At 63.9% G+C, this 23,158-nt stretch carries 18 protein-coding genes and 2 tRNA genes; 8 read left to right on the forward strand and 12 right to left on the reverse strand.

Translation table 11 applies throughout. From position 1 onward, the window contains the following. Position 1: 1 nt before the first annotated feature. From phoR to pstS, 7 genes are read right to left on the reverse strand one after another with little or no spacing between them, the layout of a single operon-like run. Complete coding sequence (gene phoR, locus BMW87_RS06220; RefSeq protein WP_177192729.1) at positions 2-1,339, reverse strand: phosphate regulon sensor histidine kinase PhoR; 1,338 nt, start codon at positions 1,337-1,339, stop codon at positions 2-4. Positions 1,340-1,383: 44 nt separating this feature from the next. After that, the gene (gene phoB, locus BMW87_RS06225) at positions 1,384-2,076 is read right to left on the reverse strand and encodes a phosphate regulon transcriptional regulator PhoB (protein WP_007836652.1); all 693 of its coding nucleotides are present in this window, start codon (positions 2,074-2,076) and stop codon (positions 1,384-1,386) included. Positions 2,077-2,103: 27 nt separating this feature from the next. Then, the gene (gene phoU / locus BMW87_RS06230; RefSeq protein WP_093054321.1) at positions 2,104-2,805 is read right to left on the reverse strand and encodes a phosphate signaling complex protein PhoU; all 702 of its coding nucleotides are present in this window, start codon (positions 2,803-2,805) and stop codon (positions 2,104-2,106) included. Positions 2,806-2,821: 16 nt separating this feature from the next. Continuing rightward, complete coding sequence (gene pstB / locus BMW87_RS06235; protein WP_021007056.1) at positions 2,822-3,601, reverse strand: phosphate ABC transporter ATP-binding protein PstB; 780 nt, start codon at positions 3,599-3,601, stop codon at positions 2,822-2,824. 20 nt (positions 3,602-3,621) lie between these two features. Further along, positions 3,622-4,506, reverse strand: a complete 885-nt coding sequence (pstA, locus tag BMW87_RS06240) for a phosphate ABC transporter permease PstA (protein ID WP_093075052.1) — start codon at positions 4,504-4,506, stop codon at positions 3,622-3,624. Beyond that, on the reverse strand, positions 4,503-5,585 hold the full coding sequence (gene pstC / locus BMW87_RS06245) for a phosphate ABC transporter permease subunit PstC (RefSeq protein ID WP_093075055.1): 1,083 nt from the start codon (positions 5,583-5,585) through the stop codon (positions 4,503-4,505). Before pstC ends, pstA begins: the two co-directional genes overlap by 4 nt. Positions 5,586-5,615: 30 nt before the next feature. Further along, positions 5,616-6,650: a phosphate ABC transporter substrate-binding protein PstS gene (gene pstS, locus BMW87_RS06250; protein WP_093054315.1), complete on the reverse strand. Its 1,035-nt coding sequence runs from the start codon at positions 6,648-6,650 to the stop codon at positions 5,616-5,618. 260 nt (positions 6,651-6,910) lie between these two features. On the opposite strand from pstS, the gene BMW87_RS06255 reads away from it, so the two are divergent. Further along, the gene (locus BMW87_RS06255; protein WP_093075058.1) at positions 6,911-8,431 is read left to right on the forward strand and encodes a Ppx/GppA phosphatase family protein; all 1,521 of its coding nucleotides are present in this window, start codon (positions 6,911-6,913) and stop codon (positions 8,429-8,431) included. A gap of 21 nt (positions 8,432-8,452) precedes the next feature. Here the strand turns inward: BMW87_RS06255 and BMW87_RS06260 are convergent, their stop codons facing one another. Genes BMW87_RS06260 through BMW87_RS06270 form a run of 3 tightly spaced genes read right to left on the reverse strand, consistent with a single transcriptional unit; the run spans position 8,453 to position 12,139 of the window. Continuing rightward, positions 8,453-8,914 (reverse strand): SixA phosphatase family protein, encoded by a 462-nt coding sequence (locus BMW87_RS06260; RefSeq protein ID WP_176928784.1) that lies wholly within the window; start codon positions 8,912-8,914, stop codon positions 8,453-8,455. A gap of 19 nt (positions 8,915-8,933) precedes the next feature. Then, entirely contained in the window at positions 8,934-11,255 is a 2,322-nt protein-coding gene (gene ppk1, locus BMW87_RS06265) for a polyphosphate kinase 1 (RefSeq protein ID WP_093075061.1), read from the reverse strand. Next, positions 11,252-12,139 carry a GNAT family N-acetyltransferase gene (locus BMW87_RS06270; protein WP_093075064.1) on the reverse strand — a complete coding sequence of 296 codons (888 nt, stop codon included), beginning with the start codon at positions 12,137-12,139 and terminating at the stop codon, positions 11,252-11,254. The genes ppk1 and BMW87_RS06270 overlap by 4 nt, the downstream gene beginning before the upstream one ends. A gap of 172 nt (positions 12,140-12,311) precedes the next feature. Between BMW87_RS06270 and BMW87_RS06275 the strand changes: the two genes are divergently transcribed. From BMW87_RS06275 to BMW87_RS06300, 6 genes are all read left to right on the forward strand, one after another. Next, entirely contained in the window at positions 12,312-13,994 is a 1,683-nt protein-coding gene (locus BMW87_RS06275) for an FAD-dependent oxidoreductase (RefSeq protein WP_093054306.1), read from the forward strand. 45 nt (positions 13,995-14,039) lie between these two features. Continuing rightward, positions 14,040-14,312, forward strand: a complete 273-nt coding sequence (locus tag BMW87_RS06280; protein ID WP_256216674.1) for a UBP-type zinc finger domain-containing protein — start codon at positions 14,040-14,042, stop codon at positions 14,310-14,312. 105 nt (positions 14,313-14,417) lie between these two features. Further along, positions 14,418-15,122 (forward strand): glutathione binding-like protein, encoded by a 705-nt coding sequence (locus BMW87_RS06285; protein WP_093054305.1) that lies wholly within the window; start codon positions 14,418-14,420, stop codon positions 15,120-15,122. Positions 15,123-15,173: 51 nt separating this feature from the next. Then, a tRNA-Pro gene (locus tag BMW87_RS06290) sits at positions 15,174-15,250 on the forward strand. A gap of 164 nt (positions 15,251-15,414) precedes the next feature. Further along, positions 15,415-15,491: transfer RNA gene (locus tag BMW87_RS06295), tRNA-Arg, on the forward strand. A 181-nt stretch (positions 15,492-15,672) separates the two neighbouring features. Continuing rightward, the gene (locus BMW87_RS06300; protein ID WP_093075067.1) at positions 15,673-16,911 is read left to right on the forward strand and encodes a tyrosine-type recombinase/integrase; all 1,239 of its coding nucleotides are present in this window, start codon (positions 15,673-15,675) and stop codon (positions 16,909-16,911) included. A 137-nt stretch (positions 16,912-17,048) separates the two neighbouring features. On the opposite strand, the gene BMW87_RS06305 is transcribed toward BMW87_RS06300, so the two are convergent. Both BMW87_RS06305 and BMW87_RS06310 read right to left on the reverse strand, forming a co-directional pair. Beyond that, positions 17,049-17,315, reverse strand: coding sequence for a helix-turn-helix transcriptional regulator (locus tag BMW87_RS06305; RefSeq protein ID WP_093075070.1), 267 nt, complete (start codon positions 17,313-17,315; stop codon positions 17,049-17,051). A 543-nt stretch (positions 17,316-17,858) separates the two neighbouring features. Further along, positions 17,859-19,379 carry an IS3 family transposase gene (locus tag BMW87_RS06310; protein WP_093075073.1) on the reverse strand — a complete coding sequence of 507 codons (1,521 nt, stop codon included), beginning with the start codon at positions 19,377-19,379 and terminating at the stop codon, positions 17,859-17,861. 470 nt (positions 19,380-19,849) lie between these two features. Here BMW87_RS06310 and BMW87_RS06315 point away from each other — a divergent pair. After that, positions 19,850-23,158 (forward strand): two-partner secretion domain-containing protein (locus BMW87_RS06315; protein ID WP_143062567.1); only part of this gene is annotated, 3,309 nt, incomplete at its 3' end.

The following is a 23,158-nucleotide window of genomic DNA, read 5'->3' on the forward strand; positions in this document are numbered from 1 at the left end:
CCTACTTGACCAGCACGCGCGCTTCCCGCACGCGCGCTGCCGGAAACAACAGAGCAAAGCGGGAGCCCTTGCCCACCGTGCTTTCGATGCGCAGTTCGGCACCGTGCCGCTGGGCGATGTGCTTGACGATCGCCAGTCCCAGTCCCGTGCCGCCAGTCTCGCGCGAGCGGCTGCGGTCGATGCGGTAGAAGCGCTCGGTCAGCCGCGGAATGTGCTCGGCGGCGATGCCGGGGCCGGTGTCCTTCACGGCGTATTCGCCGCGCCCGTCGGGCAGCGTCCGCCAGCTCACGGCCACCTCGCCGCCGCCGGGCGTGTAGCGGATGGCGTTGCTCAGCAGGTTCGACATCGCGCTCTGCAGTTCGGTTGGCGCGCCCGACAGTTCCGACTCCGCGTCGACCGTGAACGACAGTCGATGCCCCTGTGGCGTCAGACGACCCGACAGCCCTCGCCCCTCGTCTTCGCACTGTGCGAGCAACGCACGAGTGCGGATCCACTGGTTGCCCGAAGGTGCCGCGCTGCCCTCCAGTCGCGACAGCGTCAGCAGGTCGTTCACCAGCGTCTCCATGCGGTGCGATTGCTGCCCCATCAGCGACAGATAGCGCGTGCGCTCTTCCGCATCGAGCGGCAGGTTCTGCAGCGTCTCGACGAAGCCCGCCAGCACCGTAAGCGGCGTGCGGATTTCATGCGACACGTTGGCCACGAAATCGCGCCGCATCGCCTCGGCCTGCTCCAGCGCCGTGATGTCACGCGTCAGCAGCATGCGGCGATTGCCGGCATAGGGATGCACCTGCACCGACAACCGCACCGGATGACCGCGCTGATGCCCATGGCCGAGTCCGGAGGCGTCGATGACCACGTCGCGGCTGTAATTCCAGGACGCGAGGTAGGCCACGAAGGCGGGATCGCGCACGAGGTTGGCGAGGTGCTGCGCCAGATCGCGTTCCGCGTCGATACCGAACTGGCTGGCCGCCGTCTGATTGCACCATTCGATGCGGCCCTGCTCGTCGAGCAGCACCACGCCATTGGGCGACGCCTGGATCGCGGCGAGGAATTCCTGCAGCCGGTCTTCGGCCTGCCGGGTCTGCTGCTCGCGGTCGCGCAGCAGCTTGCGGATGCGCTCGGACAACTCACCCCACACGCCGGACCCGCGCGACGGCAGGCCGGCGGCATCGTTGCGCAACACCCGCATCAGCCGCTCGGCGCGCCAAGCGTCAAGCCCCAGCCAGAGTACCGCACCCAGCCAGGCGCCCAGCCACCCGAACTTCCATCCAAAAATGACGATAGCACCCGCTCCTATTAAGAGGGACGCTATTAAAAATGTAGCAATTCGGAAAGGCATGGCGGGCGATTATCCGCGCCCGCGGCCAAAGGGTGCCACGGCGGTCAAACCGTGACTTGGGCGGTCAGGCGGTAGCCCGCTCCGCGGACGGTTTCGACCATCGGCGCAGCCGCACCCAGCGATTCGCGCAGGCGCTTGACGTGCACGTCGACCGTGCGCTCTTCGATGTAGACGTGGTCGCCCCATACCTTGTCGAGCAGCTGAGCACGGCTGTGCACACGCTCGGCATGCTGCATCAGATAGGCCAGCAGCTTGAACTCGGTCGGTCCGACCTTCAGGGCACCACCCTGCCAGGTCACGCGGTGCGTGGAGGTGTCGAGTGCGAGCTCGCCGATCTCGACGCGCTCCGTGACCACTTCCGGTGCCCTGCGGCGCAGCACCGCACGGATGCGGGCCAGCATTTCCTGGGTCGAGAACGGCTTGGTGATGTAGTCGTCGGCACCAGCATCGAGACCGGCGACCTTGTCGGGTTCGTCGCCGCGCGCGGTCAGCATCAGGATCGGGATGGCCTTGGTGCGCGGGTCCTTGCGCCACTGGCGCGCGAGCTGCAGGCCACTTTGGCCGGGCAGCATCCAGTCGAGCAGGATCAGATCCGGCAGGAAGGCATCGATCTCACGCTGGGCCGCAGCACCATCTTCCGACCAGATCGGCTCGAAGCCGTTGTGGCGCAGGTTGACGGCGATCAGCTCGGCGATCGAGGACTCGTCTTCGACGATAAGGACACGGGGTTTCTTCATGCTTTCTTGGGAGTCTTGCCGCTGTTGTTACTGCAGCGCGGACTCGATTTCCTGCATCGAAGTGTGCCGCACATCGGCGCCCTTGACGATGTAGATGATGAATTCGGCGATGTTCTTGGCGTGGTCGCCAATGCGTTCAATGGCCTTCGCCAGGAACAGCAGGTCCAGGCTGGCGGAGATCGTGCGCGGGTCTTCCATCATGTAGGTGACCAGCTTGCGCACGAAACCGTCGAACTCCTTGTCGATCAGGTCGTCGTCCTTGAGGATGGACAACGCTGCGGAGGTGTCGAGCCGCGCGAATGCGTCGAGCGCCTTGCGCAGCAGGCCCGAGGCCAGGTCGGCCGCGATACGCAGCTCGGTCGTGGGCAATTGCCGGGCCGAACCGCTCTCGATGATCGACTTGACCATGCGCGCAATCTTGTTGGCCTCGTCACCCACGCGCTCGAGGTTGGCGGTGGTCTTGCTGATGGCGATCAGCAGGCGCAGGTCGCGTGCCGTGGGCTGGCGGCGCGCAATGATCGAAGACAGCTCGCGGTCGATGTCGATTTCCATCGCGTTGACGCGCTGCTCGGTCTCCATCACGCGGTCGGCCGCTTCGACGTCGAACTGCAGCAGCGCGTACACGGCTTGGTGAATCTGCGACTCGACCATGCCGCCGAGCTCCATCACGCGCGACGAGACGCCGTTGAGTTCGCTGTCGAACTGGCTGGAAAGGTGTTTCTCGGTCATGTTGTCTCCTTTGACTTCAACCGAAGCGGCCGGTGATGTAGTCCTCGGTCTCCTTGCGCTGCGGCTTGAAGAACATCTGCTCGGTGGCGCCGAACTCGATCAGATCGCCGAGGTACATGTAGGCGGTGTAGTCGCTGCAGCGGGCGGCCTGCTGCATGTTATGCGTCACGATGACCACCGTGTACTCATTCTTGAGTTCGGCGATCAGCTCCTCGATCTTCGCGGTCGAGATCGGGTCGAGCGCCGAGCAGGGTTCGTCGAGCAGCAGCACTTCGGGCTTGATCGCGATGCCGCGCGCAATGCACAGGCGCTGCTGCTGGCCGCCGGAGAGGCCCGAGCCGCTTTGCTGCAGCTTGTCGCGCACTTCGGTCCACAGCGCGGCCTTCTTCAGGGCCCATTCAACGCGGTCGTCCATTTCACTGGCCGAGAGGTTCTCGAACAGCTTCACGCCAAAGGCGATGTTGTCGTAGATCGACATCGGGAACGGCGTGGGCTTCTGGAACACCATGCCGACCTTGGCGCGAATCAGTGCCACGTCTTGCTTCGAGGTGAGCAGGTTCTCGCCATCGAGGGCGATGGTGCCTTCGGCGCGCTGCTCCGGATAAAGCTCGAACATGCGGTTGAAGGTGCGCAGCAGGGTCGACTTGCCGCAGCCCGACGGGCCGATGAAGGCCGTGACCTTGTTCTCGGGAATCTCGAGGTTGATGCCCTTGAGCGCGTGGAACTTGCCGTAGTAGAAATTCAGGTCCTTGACCGAGATCTTCGAGCGCGACGGTTGTGCAACGGTATTTGGCATGTTGTCTTCTTCTGCTGGGTTCAGTGTTTGTTGCGCGTCAGGACCCGCGCCAGGATGTTGAGGGCGAGCACGGCGACGGTGATCAGGAACACGCCGGCCCATGCCAGCTGTTGCCAGTTCTCGTACGGGCTCATCGCGAACTTGAAGATCGTGACCGGCAGGCTGGCCATTGGCTGGCTCACGTCAGCGGTCCAGAACTGATTGTTCAGTGCGGTGAAGAGCAGTGGTGCGGTTTCGCCGGCGATGCGAGCCACGGCCAGCAGCACACCGGTGACCACGCCGGCGCGGGCAGCGCGCAGCGTGATGCTGAGGATGACCTTCCACTTCGGCGTGCCGAGCGCGTAGGCCGCTTCGCGCAGGCCAGGCGGCACCAGCTGCAGCATGTTCTCGGTGGTGCGGATCACGACCGGAATCACGATCAGCGCCAGTGCAATCGCACCGGCCAGACCCGAGAAGGTCTTGAAATAGGCCACCACCACGGCATACACGAACAGGCCGATCACGATCGACGGCGCCGACAACAGGATGTCGTTGACGAAGCGCGTGACCGAGGCGAGCCAGCCCTTGGGGTTGTATTCGGCCAGATAGATGCCGGCCATGATGCCGATGGGCGTACCCACGCAGGTGGCCAGCATCACCATCACGAACGAGCCGAAGATCGCATTCGCAATACCGCCCGCCTCGTTTGGCGGCGGCGTCATTTCGGTGAAGGTGGCGAGAGCGAGGCCGCCCACGCCCTGACGCAGCGTTTCCCAAAGGATCCAGACCAGCCAGAACACGCCGAAGGCCATCGCGGCGAGCGACAGCGTGAGCGCGATCTTGTTGACGCGGTTGCGCGAGGCAAACTTGGCCTGGCGCGTTTCGGCCAATGCCTTGGCCGCGAGAAGATTCTGGGCGGTGCTCACGATTTGGTTCCTTCGCTCTTCTTCATCTTGGCCAGCAGCATCTTGGAGAGCGACAGCACGACGAAGGTGATGAAGAACAGCACGAGGCCGAGGTACATCAGCGCGGCCTGATGCAGGCCCGCGCCGGCTTCGGCGAATTCGTTGGCGAGTGCCGAGGTGATGCTGTTGGCAGCCTCGAACACGGAAAGGGAGTTGAGCTGGTTCATGTTGCCGATCACGAACGTGACCGCCATCGTTTCACCCAGCGCCCGGCCGAGGCCGAGCATGATGCCGCCGATCACGCCGGCCTTGGTGTAAGGCAGCACGACCTTGGAAACGACTTCCCAGGTGGTGGAGCCGAGGCCGTAGGCCGACTCTTTAAGCAGCGGCGGCGTCACTTCGAACACGTCGCGCATCACCGAAGCGATGAACGGAATGATCATGATCGCGAGGATGATGCCGGCCGACAGGATACCGATACCCACTGGTGGGCCGGACACCAGCGCACCGAGGTACGGCACGCCGCTGAGCAGCTTCTGCAGCGGCTGCTGCACCCAGGTGGAAAGGATCGGGCCGAACACCAGCAGGCCCCACATGCCGTAGACGATGGAAGGCACCGCCGCCAGCAGTTCAATGGCCGTGCCCAGCGGGCGCTTGAGCCAGTTGGGCGAGAGTTCCGTCAGGAAAAGCGCAATACCGAAGCTCACCGGCACCGCGATCACCAGCGCGATGATCGAAGTGGCCAGCGTGCCGTAGATCATGACCAGGCCGCCGTACTCCTCCTTGACCGGATCCCACACGCTGCTCGTGAGAAAGCCGAGGCCGTACTTCGAAATGGCGGGCCAGGCGCCGACAACCAGCGACAACAGGATGCCGATGAGCATCGCGAGCGTCAGCAGCGCGGCGCCCTTGGCGGCCCAGCCGAACAGCCGGTCAGCCATCGGGCCGGAGCGCGGAGCCTTCACGGGCGGCGGGGGTGCAGTAGCACGACCGCGCTCGGCCGCGAGGTCGAGAGGGGTGGTGGCGGCGGGAAAGGTGGATGACACTGGTCGCTCCGGCAAAGACGAAAGCGGCGCGTCCTGGAGCGAAGAATTGCTCATGGGCGCGCCGTCCTGGACTGATGGGTAGAGTTACTTGAACGCGACGGCCTTGCCCGACGCATCCTTCACATCACCCCATGCCTTGGCGATGGTGGCCTTCACGGCGTCAGGCATCGGCACATAGTCGAGATCGTCGGCCGTCTTGTCGCCGCTCTTGTAGGCCCAGTCGAAGAACTTGAGCACGGTAGTCGCGTTGGCGGGCTTGTCCTGCACCTTGTGCATCAGGATGAAGGTGGCGCCGGTGATGGGCCATGCGTCCTTGCCGGCCTGGTTGGTCAGCACCTGGTAGAAGCTCTTGCTCCATTCAGCACCAGCGGCGGCGGCCTTGAATGCCGAGTCGTCGGGCGACACGAAGGTGCCGGCGGCGTTCTGCAGCTGGGCGTACGTCATCTTGTTCTGCTTCACGTAGGCGTACTCGACGTAGCCGATCGAGTTGGGCAGGCGGTTCACGAAAGCGGCGACGCCTTCATTGCCCTTGCCGCCCGCGCCGGTGGGCCAGTTCACGGCCGTGCCTTCGCCGACCTTGGTCTTCCACTCGGCGTTGACCTTGCTCAGGTAGTTGGTGAACAGGAAGCTGGTGCCCGAACCGTCGGCACGGCGAACCGGGGCGATGGCGGCGTCAGGCAGGGCCAGCGAACCGTTCAGTGCCTTGATGGCGGGGTCGTTCCACTTGGTGATCTTGCCGAGGTAGATGTCGCCCAGAACCTGACCGTTGAGTTTCAGCTCGCCGGGCTTGATGCCCTGGATGTTGACCACGGGGATCACGCCACCGATGACGGTGGGGAACTGCATCAGGCCCTTGGCCTGCAGTTCGTCGTCCTTCAGGGGAGCGTCCGAAGCGCCGAAGTCGACGGTCTTGGCTTCGATCTGCTTGATGCCGGCGCCCGAGCCAACCGACTGGTAGTTGATCTTGACGCCGGTGGCCTTGTTGAAGTCAGAGGCCCACTTGGCGTACAGCGGTGCCGGGAAGCTGGCGCCAGCGCCGGTCACGTCTTGTGCAAAGGCGGGAATGGAGAACACCGCGGCCACCAGGCCGGCTGTTGCAAATTTGAACGTCGTTTTCATGAAGCTTCCTTTAGAAGTAAGAAGTAGTCCCTTTTTCGGGCTTGGACGGACTCTAGGAAGCTTGTGTGACATCGGTGTGACACCCCTCTGTCGAGGGAAAATGCCTTTATTCCTCCGGTGGTTCGTGTGACGCTGTCACATAACCGTCATGCGCCGCGCCTAGCCTTCCAAACCTCGCCATTGCGCGATCCGAGAGGTGGCGCGCCCTGTCACGGCGCTACGATCAAACACAAAGACACCGCCTTCTTCTTCAGAACCACATGCAAAACGGCACCCGCCTCGCAGCAGTCGACCTGGGCTCGAACAGCTTCAGGCTCGAAATCGGACAGGTCGACCACGGCCAGATCCACCGCACCGAATATCTCAAGGAGACGGTTCGCCAGGGCAACGGCCTGGACAGCGCACGCAACCTCACGGCCGAGGCCATGCAGCGCGGCTGGGACGCGCTCGCGCGTTTCGGCGAACGCCTGGCCGGCTTCAAACGCTCGCAGGTTCGGGCTGTGGCCACGCAAACGCTGCGCGAAGCGCGCAACCGCGAAGAATTCCTGTTGCGCGCACGCACCATTCTGGGCTTCGGCATCGACGTGATCCCGGGCCGGGAGGAGGCCCGCCTGATCTATCAGGGCGTGGCGCACATGCTGCCGCACACCGACGCCTCCGACAGCGAGCGCCGGCTGGTGGTCGACATCGGCGGGCGCTCAACCGAAATGATCATCGGCCACGCCCTCGAGGCCGACCGCATGGAGTCGTACCGGGTCGGCAGCGTCGCCTGGTCGATGAAGCACTTCGGCGAAGGCCTGTTCACCGCCAGCGCCTTTCGCGCGGCCGAAGTGGCTGCCAAGGCCGTGCTCGACGACGCCCTCGCCACTTACACCCGCGACCAGTGGGACGTGGCCTACGGCGCGTCCGGCACCATCGGCGCCGTCGGCGATGTGCTGGCCGCGGCGGGTGGCGAGCCCGGCCTCGTCACGCGCGAAGGCCTCGACTGGCTGCTCGACCGCCTGCTCAAGGCCGGCAGCGCCGACAAGCTGCGCATCGACGGCATGCGGGAAGACCGCAAGGCCGTCATCGGCGGCGGTGTGAGCGTGCTACGCGCGGTGTTCGACCTGCTCGGCATCCAGGAAATGAAAGTCGCCCAGGGCGCCCTGCGCCACGGCGTGCTCTATGAATTGCTGGAACGCGACGAAAGCGTGGCCGACATGCGCACCGCCACGGTGGCGCGGCTGGCCAATCGCTTCACCGTCGACACGACCCAGGCCAAGCGAGTGGGCGAAACGGCCGCCGCACTGTTCGTGCAGCTCTCCCCCGCCGCGCGCGGCGGCAGTACATCAAGCCGGGCTGGCCGGGCCTTGCGCAAGCTGGGCTGGGCGGCGCAGTTGCACGAGATCGGCACGCTGATCTCACACAGCGACTATCACAAGCACGGCGCCTACATCCTCGACAACACCGACGCGCCCGGCTTTGCGGTGAACGAGATGCACGCGCTCGGCCAGTTGGTGCTGGGCCAGCGCGGCAAGCTGCGCAAGCTCGAAGCATCGCTGGACGATGAGACCTTCGTGATGCAGTTGCTGTCACTTCGGCTCGCGGTGATCCTGTGCCACGCGCGCCGCGACCCTGATCCGCAGGCGCTGCACCTCGCGGCGCTGGGCGCACGGGCCTTCACCATTGTTTGTGCCCCGGACTGGGCCGAGGCGTTTCCGCAATCGGCGCACCTCCTGCGCGAAGAAGTGCTGGCCTGGCAGAAGATCAGCAGTTGGCGCGTCGAGCTCAGCGGCTGCTGAGCCAGCCGCCCCATTAGTTAGTTAGAGCAGTTCCGGCGACTGCACCGTCACAACGACGGTCTGCACATCGCCGTCGCGCTCGCGCGTGCGAATCCACCACAGTGCTCCCTTGCGAACCGGGCAGCTGTCCTGCTTGAGGCCCAGCAGCAGGGAGATAGCCTGCCCCACCGATGGCTGGTGGCCGATCATCAGCACCACCGACTTGCCGTTGGGCCAGCCGGCTGCACCAAGCAGCGCCTCTGCCGTTGTGTCGGGCGCGAGCTCTGAGCGCAGCTTGTATTTGCGACCCAGCGCCAGCGCAGTCTGTTCGCAGCGCCGCGCGGGGCTGCAGATGATGCGCGTGCCGTCCGGCAACTGACGATCCAGCCAAGTGGCCATCCGCTTGGCCTGCTTTTCGCCGCGTGCGGTGAGGGAGCGCTGCATGTCGTCGCAACCCTCGGTCCAGTCCTCGGCTTCGGCGTGACGCCAGAAGATCAAGTCCATGGTCATCGTCTTTCGATCTTCAGTTGCTGGATGCATCTCTGAGATGCCCTCTGGATGCGTAGCGGTTCATGAGCGCGGCCTGCGCACCGTGGGCCTCGACGACGGGCGATGCGCCAGCCTCGCCCGAATGCGTATCGTGATCGACGCGCGTGTAGATGCCGTCCGCGCCCAGATCCCAGGCGTCGCGCCCGTCGTGCAGGTAGGCCACCAGGCACTCGTCGATCAGCCGCTGGCGCAGTCCCGGGTCCGTTACAGGCCACGCCAGCTCGATGCGCCGCATCATGTTCCGGTTCATCCAGTCGGCGCTCGACAGGTACAGCGATTCGTCCTCGCCATTGCGGAAATAGAAGACCCGCGAATGCTCCAGGAAGCGACCGATCACCGAGCGCACGCGGATGTTGTCGGTGAGCCCCGGCACCTGCGCGGGCAGCGTGCATGCGCCGCGCACGATCAGATCGATCTTCACGCCCTTCTGCCCCGCACGGACCAGCGAGGCGATGATCTCGTCGTCGGTCAGCGCGTTCATCTTGGCGACGATGCGCGTCGACTGGCCGGCCGCTGCGGCCAGGCCCAGCGCATCGATCTGCGCCACGATGTTCTTGTGCAGGTCGAACGGCGCCAGCCACATGCGGTTGAGCTTGGGCAAGCGGCTCTGGCTCGCCAGATGCACGAACACGGCTTCCATGTCGGCCGTCAGCATCGGATCGGCCGTAAGGTGGCTGATGTCGGTGTAGAGCCTGGCAGTGCGCGGGTTGTAGTTGCCCGTGGACAGATGGCCGTAGCGGCGCAATTGCTTGCCCTCGCGCCGCGTCACCAGCAGCATCTTGGCGTGGGTCTTCAGGCCGACCACGCCGTACACCACCTGCGCGCCGATCGATTCGAGCATTTCAGCCCAGTTGATGTTGGCCTCTTCGTCGAAGCGAGCCTTCAGCTCCACCACTACCGTGACTTCCTTGCCGCGGCGCACGGCTTCGCGCAGCAGATCCATCATTTCCGAATCGGCGCCCGTGCGGTAGATGGTCTGCTTGATCGCCAGCACCTGCGGGTCGAGCACCGCTTCGCGCAGGAAGGCCAGCACGCCCTCGAAGCTTTCGAAGGGCTGGTGAATCAGCACATCGCCGCGCTGCAGCCGCTCGAAGAACGACTGCCCGGGCGACAGAGCAACGGGGTAGGAAGCCGGATACGGCGGAAAGCGCAGTTGCGGCTCGTCGAGCAGGTCGGCCAGTTGCGTGAGCCGGGCCAGGTTGACCGGGCCATGCACGCGGTACAGCGCCTCGGGCGGCAGGTTGAACTGCGCCAGCAGGAAACTCGCAAGAGACTCGGCGCAGCTCGCCGACACCTCCAGCCGCACGGCCTGGCCATAGTGCCTGTGCTGCAGCCCCTGGCGCAACGCGGTGCGCAGATTCTTGACGTCTTCCTCGTCCACCGCAAGGTCGGAATGCCGGGTAACGCGGAACTGCGAGAAATCGCCCACCTCGCGCCCGGGGAACATGCTCGCGAGATGCGCGCGCACCACGCTAGACAGTGCCACGAACAGCGTCTTGCCATCCGACACCTTGGCCGGCATCTTGATCAGACGTGGCAGAACTCGCGGCAGCTTGACGATCTGGATCGGGTTTTCGCGGCCGAAGGCGTCCTTGCCACCCAGTCTCACGATGAAGTTGAGCGACTTGTTGGCCACCTGCGGGAACGGATGCGCCGGGTCGAGCCCGACCGGAATCAGCAGCGGGCGCACTTCGCGCTCGAAATACTCGCTGACCCACTTGCGCTGCGCCGGATTGCGCTCGCCATGCGAAATGATGCGGATGCCGTGCGTCGCAAAAGTTGGCATCAGCTCGTCGTTGTACAGCGCGTACTGGCGCGCCACGAGCTTGTGGGCCGCCTCGGCCAGCCGTTCGAACGACTCGACCGTGTAAGTGCCCTTGTGGTCCCCAGCGCTGCCCGCGATCAGGTGCGGCGCGGCGCGGACCTCGAAGAATTCATCGAGGTTCGACGAAACGATGCACAGATAGCGCAACCGCTCGATCAGCGGCACCTCTTTGCGATGCGCCCAGTCGAGCACACGCTCGTTGAACGAAAGAATGCTGTGGTCGCGGTCCAGCAATGTGAACGTTGGTGCCGCAACGTCAAGCGACGGATCTGCGGAGGCGGGTGACATGGGCACTGATTCTGGAGCAAGCGGCACAGGAGAACACGTAGGCTGAAATATGACAGTGTCAGCCCCTCTTGTGACAGTTCCATGACTATCCCGTGACGCCTCTGAGCCAGCCGCGTGCTGGCTGGCAGCGCCAAGCGTAGAAGCGGGCGGCCCGGTTTCGGGCCGGTCGGCCGCCGGCTTCATGCGCCCAGGAAGTGCTTGCGGTAGCGCGCCGGCAGATCGTCGATGCGCATCAGCATCGGCAGGTCGGCGGCGTTGAAATCCGGATCCCAGGCGGGCGCGCCGAGCACCTTCGCACCCAGGCGCAGGTAGCCCTTGATGAGCGCCGGCGGCTCCACGTCGAGCGTGCTGTCGAGCCGCTCGACCGGCAACGGCAGGCGGGGCTGCACCTGATACTGGATTGGTGCCATGTGCTTGGCCGACACCTGGCGCCAGATGCTGGCCGCGGCGTCACCGTTCGTGACACCGTTGTGTGACATCGGAATGCTCGCGCAACCAATCATCGTGTCCAGTTTGTTGCGGTGCATGAAGCCCGCCAGCGCGCCCCAGAGTGCGAGGATCACGCCGCCCTGGCGGTGGTCGGGATGCACGCAGCTGCGGCCCAGCTCGACCATGCGCTCGCGCAGGTCGCGCAGGCGGGTGAGGTCGAATTCAGTATCGCTGTAGGTGCTGCCGACGCGGCGGGCCTGGGCAGGCGTGAGTACGCGATAGGTGCCGATGACCTGCTGGGTCAGTTCGTCGCGCACGAGCAGGTGCTCGCAGAAGTCGTCGAACAGGTCGATGTCGTGGCCGGCCAGCGGCGACGAAACCCGGGCGCCCATTTCGCCGACGAACACGTCGTAGCGAAGGCGTTGGGCAGCGCGCACGTCGTCAAGGTGGCGGGCCCAGCCCACGGTGATGCCTTGCTTGGACTCGACGGCCGGCGGCAGGATGACAGCGGGCGCCTGGGGCACCGATGTGCGGGCAGCAGCAACAACGGTAGACACACCGGTTGCAGGAGCGGGCCACAAGGCCGCGCGCAGCCCGATCTGCGAAAGCGGAAACGTCGGGTTGGGCAGTTCTTTCATGGGGAACCCTTTCTGCCGAGGGAGTCTCCGCACCTGCGATGAAGCGGGCATGTCAGGAACATTGCAGGCACGTGACGTTGTTACAGCCCAAAGCCGCCTGTGAAACGCCTGCAAACCGCTTGGCGCCGCTTCGTCGTCTAATGCGGTGGATTCGCGAAATGGAGCTCCACCTATGGCCACCACCAACGCAACCGGCACCGACAGCAGCCGCCTTCACCAGACTTTCCCCGTCCTCAGTGACACTGAGATTGCGCGCATTGCACGCTTTGGCAGTGTTCAGCAATTCGCACGCGGCACCAGACTATTTACCGCAGGCGAAACCGGCCCCGGCATGTTCGTGCTGCTGAAAGGCGTTGTCGCCGTCACGCAACGCGACGGCCTTGGTCATGTGGTGCCGATCGTGCGGCAAGGGCCAGGTGAATTCCTGGCCGAAGTCGGCCAGCTGAGCGGCCGCCCTGCCCTGGTCGACGGCCATGCCGACGAAGACGTCGAGGCGCTGCTCGTATCGCCCGCGCAACTGCGTGCGCTGCTGGTGGCCGAAGCCGACTTGGGCGAGCGCATCACCCGCGCGCTGATCTTGCGGCGCGTGGCGCTGATCGAGTCCGGCGCCAGCGGCCCGGTGCTGATCGGCCAGCCCCAGTCACCCGACATGGCACGGCTGGAAAACTTCCTTCGCCGCAACGGCTATCCATATCACCTGGTCGACGCCGCCGAAGACCCCGACGCGGCCGCGCTGCTCGCGCAGTACGGCGCCAGCAAACTGCTGGCCGTGTGCCCTGACGGCTCGGTGCTGGTCAACCCGGCCGACGAGGCGCTGGCGCGCTGCCTCGGCATGGTCGACACCGCCGAGCGCAACGAACTGTTCGACGTGGCCGTTGTCGGCGCCGGGCCGGCCGGCCTGGCGACCGCTGTTTACGCGGCCTCGGAAGGCCTGCGCGTGATCGTGCTCGACTGCCGCGCCTTCGGCGGCCAGGCCGGCGCCAGCGCGCGCATCGAGAACTACCTGGGCTTTCCGACCGGCATCTCGGGGCAGGCGCTGGCGGGGCGCGCGTTCGTGCAGGCGCAGAAGTTCGGTGTCGAGATGCTGATTCCGGCCAAGGTCGTGTCGCTCGACTGCTCGCGCGACAACCCACTTGAAAGCCTTGCCATTGCGCTGGCCGACGGCCGCACGATCCATGCGCGCACGGTGGTCATCGCCAGCGGCGCACGCTACCGCCGCCCCGATGTTCCTCGCCTCGCCGAATTCGAAGGCCGCGGCGTCTGGTACTGGGCCTCGGCCATCGAGGCAAAGATCTGCTCTCAGCAAGAAGTGGCGCTGGTCGGCGGCGGCAACTCGGCCGGCCAAGCTGCGGTGTTCCTATCGCGCCACGCGGCCAAGGTCAACGTGCTGGTGCGCGGGCCGTCGCTGGCGGCCAGCATGTCGCGCTACCTGATCGACCGCATCGAGGCCACGCCGAACATCTCGTTGCAGCCTCACACCGAGCTCGTACGCCTGCATGGCGGCTCCGACGAAGGCCTCACCGGCGCGACATGGCGTTGTCACACCTCGGGCAACGAACATGACTGCGCGGCGCGCAACATCTTCCTGTTCGTCGGCGCAGAGCCTGAGACTTCGTGGCTCGACGGCTGCGGCGTGGCGGTCGACAAGCACGGCTTCGTGCTGACAGGTGCCGCCGCCAGCAGCGGCTTTCCGGCGCGGCCGTCCACGGCGCTCGAATCGAGCGTATCGGGCGTGTTCGCCGTGGGCGACGTGCGCTCGGGCTCGGTCAAGCGTGTGGGCGGCGCCATCGGTGAGGGCGCGGCCGCGGTCGCGCTGATTCATCAGCACCTGTCACAAGCCTCGGCCGTCGCCTGAAGCGCGCCCCCAATCAATCCACCGTCAAGACAAAGGAGCCCGACGTTGCCCATCAAACCCTGCGACCACGTGCCCGCCGAGATCGCGCAGCCCCATGACCAGCACGGCCAACGCGGCTGCGAAGACTGCCTGAAGACCGGCGACACCTGGGTCCACCTTCGCCTGTGCGTGCACTGCGGCCATGTGGGCTGCTGCGATTCGTCGAAGAACCGTCACGCAACAAGGCATTCGCACGCTGAAGGCCACCCCGTCATCCAGTCGCTGGAACCCGGCGAAGACTGGATGTGGTGCAACGCACACGAGAAGCAGGTCGGCTGAGATCCCGTCTGACAGATTGCGAATGAATTCCCGCGCCTGCACGCGTTTGAACTCGCACGTATAAGCTGCCGGGCTCGCATCAAATCCACAGGAGTGCCAGACAACATGCCTGCATCGCCCATCGAGGTCTATTCGTGGCCCACGCCGAACGGCCACAAGATTCACATCATGCTGGAGGAGTGCGGCCTGCCCTACCACGCGCACCCCGTGAACATCGGCAAGGGCGACCAGTTCGCGCCCGACTTCCTGCAGATCAGCCCGAACAACAAGATCCCCGCCATCACCGACCCCGACGGTCCGGACGGCAAGCCGATCTCGCTCTTCGAATCAGGCGCCATCCTCGTCTACCTCGCGGGCAAGACCGGCAAGTTTCTGCCTACCGGCGACCGTGAACGCTACGACGTGCTGCAGTGGCTCATGTTCCAGATGGGGGGCGTCGGCCCGATGCTCGGCCAGGCGCACCACTTCCGCCTGTACGCGCCCGAGAAGGTCGCCTATGCGATCGACCGCTACAGCAACGAGGCCAAGCGCCTCTACGGCGTGATCGACAAGCAGTTGTCGAAGAACAAGTTCATTGCCGGCAAGAGCTATTCGATTGCCGACATCGCCATCTTCCCGTGGCTGCGCAGTTGGGAAAACCAGGGCATCACCCTCACCGACTTCCCGCACCTGAAGGAATGGTTCGATGGCATCGCAGCGCGTCCAGCCGTGCAGCGCGGCGTGAAGGTGCTGGCTGACCTGCGCAAGCCGATCACCGGCGATAAAGAACGCGAAATTCTCTTCGGCAAGACGCAGTACGAGAAACGCTGACTGAGAAACTTCGGGGATCGGCCAATATCCGGGCTAGAATAGAAGGCTTGTCGGGGTGTAGCGCAGCCTGGTAGCGCATCTGGTTTGGGACCAGAGGGTCGAAGGTTCGAATCCTTTCGCCCCGACCATAAAAATGAAATGCACACAGTCACCAGCGGGCTGTGTGCATTTTTCGTTTTGGATCGTGGAGTGCAGCGAGCCAAGGTGTGGAACTCGGTAGAATCCGCCGCTGCTGCTTAAGAAAAAAAGCTCCTAAGTCATTGATTTTCTTGGCTTCTCTCCAGCCTGAAATCTGCCCGTAGCTCAGTTGGATAGAGCACCTGCCTTCTAAGCAGGTTGTCGGGGGTTCGATCCCCTCCGGGCAGGCCAATTTCCAGTCCCGAACCTCTCCAAATCGTCCTGAAACCCGCTCTCCTTCGAGGAGAAGCGGGTTTTTCTTTGCTCCACAATAGATCGCGGCATAGCATGTCTTGTCGGTACTTTGTCGGTACTTCTGCAGGTATTTGCCCTGCTGCCGAAACCAGGTACCGACAGCAAGGAGAAAAACCCAATGCTGACAGACACTTTCGTGAGGCAAGTGAAGCACAAGGGCACCAAGATCGGCGAGCGCTACGCGGACGGTGGCGGCATGTACCTGCGCGTCAAGGCCGCAGGTAAATACTGGCGCATGGACTATCGCTTCAGCGGCAAGGCCAAGACGCTGGCCTTGGGCGTCTACCCCGCGGTGTCGCTTGCGAAGGCCCGGCAGCGGCGCGACAAGGCCCGCGAGCTGCTTGCAGACAACGTCGATCCCGGCCTCGCGAAGCGCGCAGAGAAGTTGTCCCGAGCAGTGGAAGCAGCCAACACGTTCGAAGCGTTGGCGCGGGAATTCCACGCCACCAAGGCCAGCAGCTGGAGCGCGTCCTATTCGGAGCGCTGGCTGCGCATCATGGACAAGGACCTGTTCCCCTACATCGGCAAGCTGCCGATCGCCTCGATCCAGGCCAAGGATCTTCTGCACGCGCTCAAGCGCACCGAGGGCCGGGGCGTCATCGAGACGGCCCACACCCTGCGCCAGTGCGCCGGACAGGTGTTCCGCTACGGTGTGCAGACGGGCCGGTGCGCGAGCAATCCGGCGCCCGACCTGCACGGGGCGCTCCGGCCCGTGCTCACCAAGAGCATGGCCGCTGTCCTGGAGCCCCAGAAAGTGGGCGAACTGATGCGCGCCATCTACGGCTACAGCGGGCAGCCGATCACCCGCGCCGCCCTCCTCCTGTCCGCCCTGCTCTTCCAGCGCCCGGGCAACATCCGTGCGATGGAATGGGCCTGGATCGACCTCGAAAAGGCAATGCTGACCATCCCGGCGCAGGACATGAAGCGCAGGCTCCATGAAAAGCTCAACGGCCGTCCCCACTTCGTGCCGCTGGCGAAGCAGGCACTGCAGACACTGGAGGAAATTGATCCATTGACCGGACATGGCCGATACGTGTTCCCCAGCATCCGCACGGGAGAACGCCCCATGAGCGAGAACACCGTGAACGCGGCGTTGCGAAGGCTCGGCTACACCAACGACGAAATGACCGCCCACGGCTTTCGTGCAATGGCCCGCACGGTCATGGCGGAGCAACTGCACGGCATTTCGCCCGATGTCATCGAAGCACAGCTTGCCCATGGCAAGAGCGGGCCGCTGGGTGCAGCCTACGACCGCGCGGAGTTCATGGACAAGCGAAAGGACATGATGCAGCGCTGGGCGGACTACCTGGGCCAACTTGCCGCAAGCGCGCAGATCCTGGCGCTCAAGGCAGCCTAGTCGCGCCTCGGCAAGACGTTCATCTCTCACAAACGACGTCGAGGCCTCGGGAGCGATACGCCGATGCCTTGATGCAGGCGATTTGAGCGACTGCACCCTTCACGCGCAGCGCGCGGCACCGGATCGCGTCCGTACATTCAACTCACTCGACGCGTGTGCGTGAGTGCGGCATTCACGTAACCCTCCGGATCATCGATCCAGCGCTGAATCGCCGCACGCGGCCAACCACAAGCGCGCCCGCCCAGGTGCACGGGAGGAGGGAACTTGCCTCCGGCAATCCTTCGATACACGGTGGTGCGACTCAGTGCGGTGATACGCACCACATCGGCCATGCGAAAGAACGCAGGACCTGTCACTGTCGAAGGATCAACGTCGCGGCGATTGGCATGGGGTTCGATATGCATGACAAATCCTCGAAGTGGAGCCGTGCTTTCAAGTCGCGGTTGTGCGTTTCGACGGTGCATTTCCTCGCCTGAAGAGCCCGGAGAGAAGCAGAACTGGTGCCCAAGCCAGAGCGCAGCGCCACACTGCGTCTAGTTCGACAATCGCTGTCCAACCCAGCGGAAGTCCCTCTCCCAGAATCGTCTTCCGCATGGATTCGCGTTGAGCGTGCGACGAATCATGACTTCAGACAACTGGCAGTTGTAATAGGTCCGCGGAAACTTGCGGCGGAGCCCTCAGTCTGCGTGCCATTTGACGCACTGGCCCGGGCGATCGCAGCAGAGACGAAAATGTTCGTTCAGACCAACCACCTTACGGCCATTCATCGCACCGGGCGATCATGCGCGAGCCCTGCGGAATCAGTAGATGACGGCCCGTGGCGGTGTCGTGGACGCGCCACCGGTTTAAGTCCGTGGTTTCTCTGCGGTGCAACTCGCGCAAGCCTTGCGATGGGCCCGGCTGTTGATTGCCGTCGAAAAGGGGATGCGGCGTAAATCTTGGACTGGTTATGCAGCGATCCCAAGAGCCCTGCGGTACTCGACGGGGCTGCGGGCGCCCAGCGAGATCTTGATGCGTTGCTCGTTGTACCAGCGGATGTAAGCGTCCAGGGCCTGAGTGAACTGCTCCATGGTCGTGGCCTGCCAGTCGCGGGCGTAGAACCACTCCGTCTTCAGTCGTCCGAAGAAGCCTTCACAGGCCGCATTGTCTGGCGAGTAGCCCTTGCGTGACATCGAACGTACCAGCTTGGCCTGGGCGATGCGTGACAGCCATCCTGGCCAACGATAGTGGGCGCCGCGGTCGGAGTGAACAACAGGTCGTGCGCCTGTGTTTCCCACTGAAGCGATTGCTGCGTCCAGCATCGTGTTGACGAGCTCTGCATCGGGTCGTGTGCCGATGGACCAGCTCACCACCATCCCATCGAAGCAATCGACTATGGGCGAGAGGTAGACCTTGCCAGCGGGCAGTTGGAACTCCGAGATGTCGGTGAGCCACTTCTGGTTCGGCGCCGTGGCGCTAAAGTCGCGGTTCAGCAGGTTCTCCGGTGCCGGGCTGATCTCGCCCATGTAAGAACCATAGCGTCGACGTCGTGGCACTGCAGCCACCAGGCTCTCCTGCTTCATCAGGCGTCGAACCACCTTCTCCGAGACGCACAAGCACTGCCTGACCAATGAGGCCTGGATCCGGCGGTAGCCGTAGCAGCAGTAGTTGCGCTCGAAGATATCAGTGATGGTGCGACGCACCTCAACGTACTTCTCACCGGCACTGAGGCGGGCCCGATGATAGAAGTACGAACTGCGAGCCAAGGCCACCGAGGCAAGCAGCTCGGCCAGCGAGTAGGCATGGCGCAGGGCATCAACCAGCTGTGTCTTCTCCCGATTGGTCAGGAGATGCAGGCCGATGCCCTGGTCTTTTTTTAGCAGTTCGTTCGCCTTCTTCAACAGTTCCTGTTCCAGCTGCAGCCGGCGAACTTCGCTGCGCAGCGTCTCGAGCTGCAGTTCCAGCTCGGCTCGGTCCGAGCCTGCCGAAAGATCTTTCGCGCGCTTCATCGATGCAAGAGCCTCTGGCCCAAGTAGTTCATTGCGCCAGTTGTACAGGGTCTCACGGCACACACCGCAATCGTCAGCGATGGCCTGTGCGCTCCCCTGACGTGTACACAATGCAAGCACGGCCGCGTGCTTCTGCTCATTCGACGATGCGCCAAGCACGCGTGGCCGAGCGCGGGGATTGAGCTCTTGAATCCAGGCGTGAAGAGAGGCTCGGCCGGGGTAGCCCAGTGCCTTGATGGTGAAGGCGACACATCGACCATGCGTCAGGTAGTGCTCAACGGCCCGTGCCTTCTGTTCCTCGGTGAACTTCGGTGCGCGAACCAGGACGGGCTTCAGGTCCCGATCCTGCTCGTACTCTCGGAGCCAGCCCTTGAGCGAATTCTTGGTGGGGTAACCCAGCTGGCGAATGGTGGCCGCGACTCGCTTGTCCAGCTTGATGTACAGCTGCACTGCGCGCATTCGATCTTCGTATGAATACATGAACTACCTCTAAGGTAGTCCAAGATTTCATCCGCACCCCCCTAGGGTCAGAGATCAGCGGAATTCAACAACCTGCGCGACGCTCTCTAGCGATGTCCTCACAGCCGGACACCAGATCAACGACTTGCTGCCACACCGCTGGCGGCCAGTGCTGTGCACGCATGACTTCTACGCCATCAGGTCAGGTGGTCTGGACGCTGACCACGAAAGATCGACCACATTCCCGAAATGGTTCGCGTAGACAAGTAGGCAATCGACGCCTCTCCGCTGCCATCTTGGCAAATATGAATACCTAAGAATTAATTCAAAGAATTCCTGACATTTGCCGGCCCGTTATTCGTGATCTTGTACGCAGGGCCGACATGTGGCGTCCCTCCGTTTAGGCCTTTTGCCCCCTGATAATCGAACTCAGATGCTTTTTGATACAAAAGCATCGAAAGTCTTCAAAAAATTCTCAGGGAGTCTCGGGCATGAATCGCCATTTGCATCGCATCGTCTTCAATGCCGCCAGAGGCATGCGGATGGTGGTTCAGGAAACAGCCTCGTCCACCGGTAAGGGATCCAGCAAGGCGACGACGGTGGCTGGCAGTGCACTGGCCGGTGCGGCCGCCCTTGCGCCCGTACTGATCGGTGCTGCATTGGCGGGCATGCTCGCGACGACATCGACGCATGCGCAGATCGTCGGCGCGCCGAATGTCCCTGGCAACCTGCGCCCTACCGTGCTGGTGGCGCCCAACGGCGTGCCCTACGTCAACATCCAGACGCCTTCGGCGGCTGGGATCTCGCGCAACGTCTACAACCAGTTCAATGTCGGCACCAACGGCGCGATCCTGAACAACAGCCGGGTCAATGTGCAGTCCCAGCTCGGGGGGTACATACAAGCCAACCCCAGTCTGGCCACGGGTCCCGCACGGATCATCCTCAACGAAGTGAACGGCGGCAATCCGAGCCAGCTTCGCGGCTACCTGGAAGTCGCGGGACAGCGCGCCGAGATCATCATCGCCAACCCGACCGGCATCAGCGTCGACGGCGGCGGCTTCATCAATGCCTCGCGGGCCACGCTTACTACGGGGACGCCGCAGTTCAATGCCATTGGTGGTCTCGATAGCTTCCTCGTGCGCGGCGGCACTGTCACCGTCGACGGTGCCGGCCTTGACGCAAGAACCACGGACTACGCAGCAATCCTCGCACGTGCCGTGCAACTCAATGCGGCAATCTACGCCACCGACCTCAAGGTGGTCACAGGTGCGAACCAGATCAGTGCCGATCACACGCAGATTACTCCCACGACGGGCACGGGCGCTGCACCGACCTTTGCGCTCGATACCTCTGCTTTGGGAGGCATGTACGCAAACAAGATCACGATGATCGGGACCGAGGCGGGCCTCGGGGTACGGAATGCAGGCAACATCGGCGCGAGCGCCGGAAGTCTGGTCGTCACAGCCTCTGGTCGGCTTGAGAACACCGGCACGCTGGAAGGCCAGAGCGTACAGCTCGCAAGCACGGGCAGCGACATCGTCAACCAGGGGACGATCCGCCAGACCAGCATGGCGCCACTGTCGTTGACTGCACCGACCGTCTCCAATGCGAACGGTGGATGGATCGGCCCCGAGCCTGCACCGGCTCCGACGGCCAGCACTGGAAGCGGCAGCACCGGCACAGGTACCACGCCAAGCTCGGGCTCGACCGGCACCACCGCATCGACCGGCGGCACGACAACCGCTGGCACTTCAACACCTGCTGTCGCACCGATTGAACCGGGCAGCATTACCGCCGCAGGCGCGATAAAGAACGACGGCGGGAAGGTTTACGCTGGCGGCCAGATCACCGTGCAGACCGCGAACCTGGTCAACAACGGGGGAACCCTGAGCGTCACGAGCATGTCGCTCAACCAGCCGAGCTTCCAAAATACAGGGGGCACGCTGAACATCTCTGGCGACTTCACGGCCAACCTCGGCACCTTCAACAACAACGCGGGGACCCTGCACGCTGGCAGCCTCGACATCACTACGTCCAGCGATTTCTCGAATCAAGACGGCGTGCTGACCAGCGACAGCAATGCGAATCTCACGGTCGGCGGCGCGGCCAATAACCTGCGGGGCACCATCTCAGCGACCGGCGCACTGACAGCCAACGTCGCCGGCGCGATCCAGAACACCTCGGGCACGCTGACCTCGAACCAGAACCTCACGGTCGCAGGTCAGTCCCTGAACAACAGCCAGGGGACCATCTCTTCGGCCAGCGGCAATGTCCAGTTCACCGTCGGGCAGCAGTTCCTGAACACCAATGGGCATATCGCCAGCGGTGGGACTCTCGCGATCCAGACCGGCAGCCTCGACGGTAGCAAGGGCAGTCTTCAAAGCACCGGAGACATGAACGTCACGGCCACGCAGGCCCTGACCTCCACAGGCACCAACGTCGCGGGCGGCAACGCCACGCTCAAGGGTGCTTCCGTCGACCTCTCCGGCAGCCAGGCCGGCGCATCCAACATCGCGATCACGGCCACCGAAGGCAACGTGACCACCAGCGGCGCCACCGTCGCCTCCCCTGGCACTCTCGCCATCACCGCCAACGCGCAGCCCGGCCAGACTCTGATCAACAGCGCCGGCCAACTCAACGCCGCCCAGTTGCAGATCAATGTCTCGAACATCGCCAACACCAACGGCGGCGAGATCGTGCAGACCGGCACCAGTGCCACCGTCCTCGCCGTCAGCGGCAGCATCGACAACTCGAACAGCCACATTGCCACGAACGGCCAGGACCTGACACTCCAGGCCGCGTCCATCACGAACACCAGCGGCAAGATCGATCACGCCGGCACCGGCACGTTGACCATTGCGGGCGGCAGCTTCAACGGCGCGAACGGCAAGATCACCGGCAACGGTGCATTGGCCGTCAATCTCACGGGCGCGTTCAACCAGGACGGCGGCACGACTTACGCCCAACAGATCAACCTGTCAGCCGGCTCCCTGAGCAACCAGAACGGTGGCAGCATCGTGCAGGCCGGCACCGGCACCACGACGCTCAATGTCGGCGGCGCTCTTTCCAACAATGCAGGCACCATCGCCAGCAATGGCGTCATCACCGCCAACGCGGGCTCCATGGCCAATCAGGGCGGCAAGCTCCAGGCAGCGGGCAATTCCGACCTGGGCCTCACCGTCACCGGTCTGCTCGACAACTCCGCAGCAGGCCAGATTCTGGCGGGCGGCAATGCCACCGTTCAGGCAGGCAGTCTCAAGAACGACGCTGGCAACCTGACGGCCGTCGGCAACCTCCATGCAACCGTCTTGGGTGCAGCCACGAACGCAGGCGGCACGCTGGCCGCCAACGGCAATACCACGGTCACCGCCGCCAGCCTGGACAACAGCGCGGGGACGACCGCAGCCGTCAACGGCAATCTGGCTGTCACGACCACGGGCACCACGACCAACACTGGCGGCACCTTGCAAGCCGGTGGCACGACTACGCTGAGCAATGGTGGCCTGAGCAGTGCCGGCGGCAAGGTCTTCGGCAACAGCCTGTCCATCGACACGCATGGCAACGCCCTTGACAACAGCGCCAAGGGAACGATAGCCGCGACCACCACCGTCGACGTGAAGTCCGGTGCGCTGAACAACGACACCGGCCTCGTGCAAAGCGGTGGCGTCATGGCCATCGACACGAACGGCCAGGCACTCACCAACACCAACGCATCGGGCTACACCAACGGCCAAGGCGGCATCACAAGTGCCGACATGCTGACACTCAGTGCAGGCGCTGTGAACAGCAGCGCGGGCTTC

Source organism: Variovorax sp. OV084 (genome assembly GCF_900111625.1).
In the GTDB taxonomy this organism is placed as follows: Bacteria; Pseudomonadota; Gammaproteobacteria; order Burkholderiales; family Burkholderiaceae_C; genus Variovorax.

Bases quoted from the DNA above. Each gene is read 5' to 3' on its own strand.
- phoR (WP_177192729.1), bottom strand. From the start codon at position 1,339: ATGCCTTTCCGAATTGCTACATTTTTAATAGCGTCCCTCTTAATAGGA.
- phoB (WP_007836652.1), bottom strand. From the start codon at position 2,076: ATGAAGAAACCCCGTGTCCTTATCGTCGAAGACGAGTCCTCGATCGCC.
- phoU (WP_093054321.1), bottom strand. From the start codon at position 2,805: ATGACCGAGAAACACCTTTCCAGCCAGTTCGACAGCGAACTCAACGGC.
- pstB (WP_021007056.1), bottom strand. From the start codon at position 3,601: ATGCCAAATACCGTTGCACAACCGTCGCGCTCGAAGATCTCGGTCAAG.
- pstC (WP_093075055.1), bottom strand. From the start codon at position 5,585: ATGAGCAATTCTTCGCTCCAGGACGCGCCGCTTTCGTCTTTGCCGGAG.
- pstS (WP_093054315.1), bottom strand. From the start codon at position 6,650: ATGAAAACGACGTTCAAATTTGCAACAGCCGGCCTGGTGGCCGCGGTG.
- BMW87_RS06255 (WP_093075058.1), top strand. From the start codon at position 6,911: ATGCAAAACGGCACCCGCCTCGCAGCAGTCGACCTGGGCTCGAACAGC.
- BMW87_RS06260 (WP_176928784.1), bottom strand. From the start codon at position 8,914: ATGGACTTGATCTTCTGGCGTCACGCCGAAGCCGAGGACTGGACCGAG.
- ppk1 (WP_093075061.1), bottom strand. From the start codon at position 11,255: ATGAAGCCGGCGGCCGACCGGCCCGAAACCGGGCCGCCCGCTTCTACG.
- BMW87_RS06270 (WP_093075064.1), bottom strand. From the start codon at position 12,139: ATGAAAGAACTGCCCAACCCGACGTTTCCGCTTTCGCAGATCGGGCTG.
- BMW87_RS06275 (WP_093054306.1), top strand. From the start codon at position 12,312: ATGGCCACCACCAACGCAACCGGCACCGACAGCAGCCGCCTTCACCAG.
- BMW87_RS06285 (WP_093054305.1), top strand. From the start codon at position 14,418: ATGCCTGCATCGCCCATCGAGGTCTATTCGTGGCCCACGCCGAACGGC.
- BMW87_RS06300 (WP_093075067.1), top strand. From the start codon at position 15,673: ATGCTGACAGACACTTTCGTGAGGCAAGTGAAGCACAAGGGCACCAAG.
- BMW87_RS06305 (WP_093075070.1), bottom strand. From the start codon at position 17,315: ATGCATATCGAACCCCATGCCAATCGCCGCGACGTTGATCCTTCGACA.
- BMW87_RS06310 (WP_093075073.1), bottom strand. From the start codon at position 19,379: ATGTATTCATACGAAGATCGAATGCGCGCAGTGCAGCTGTACATCAAG.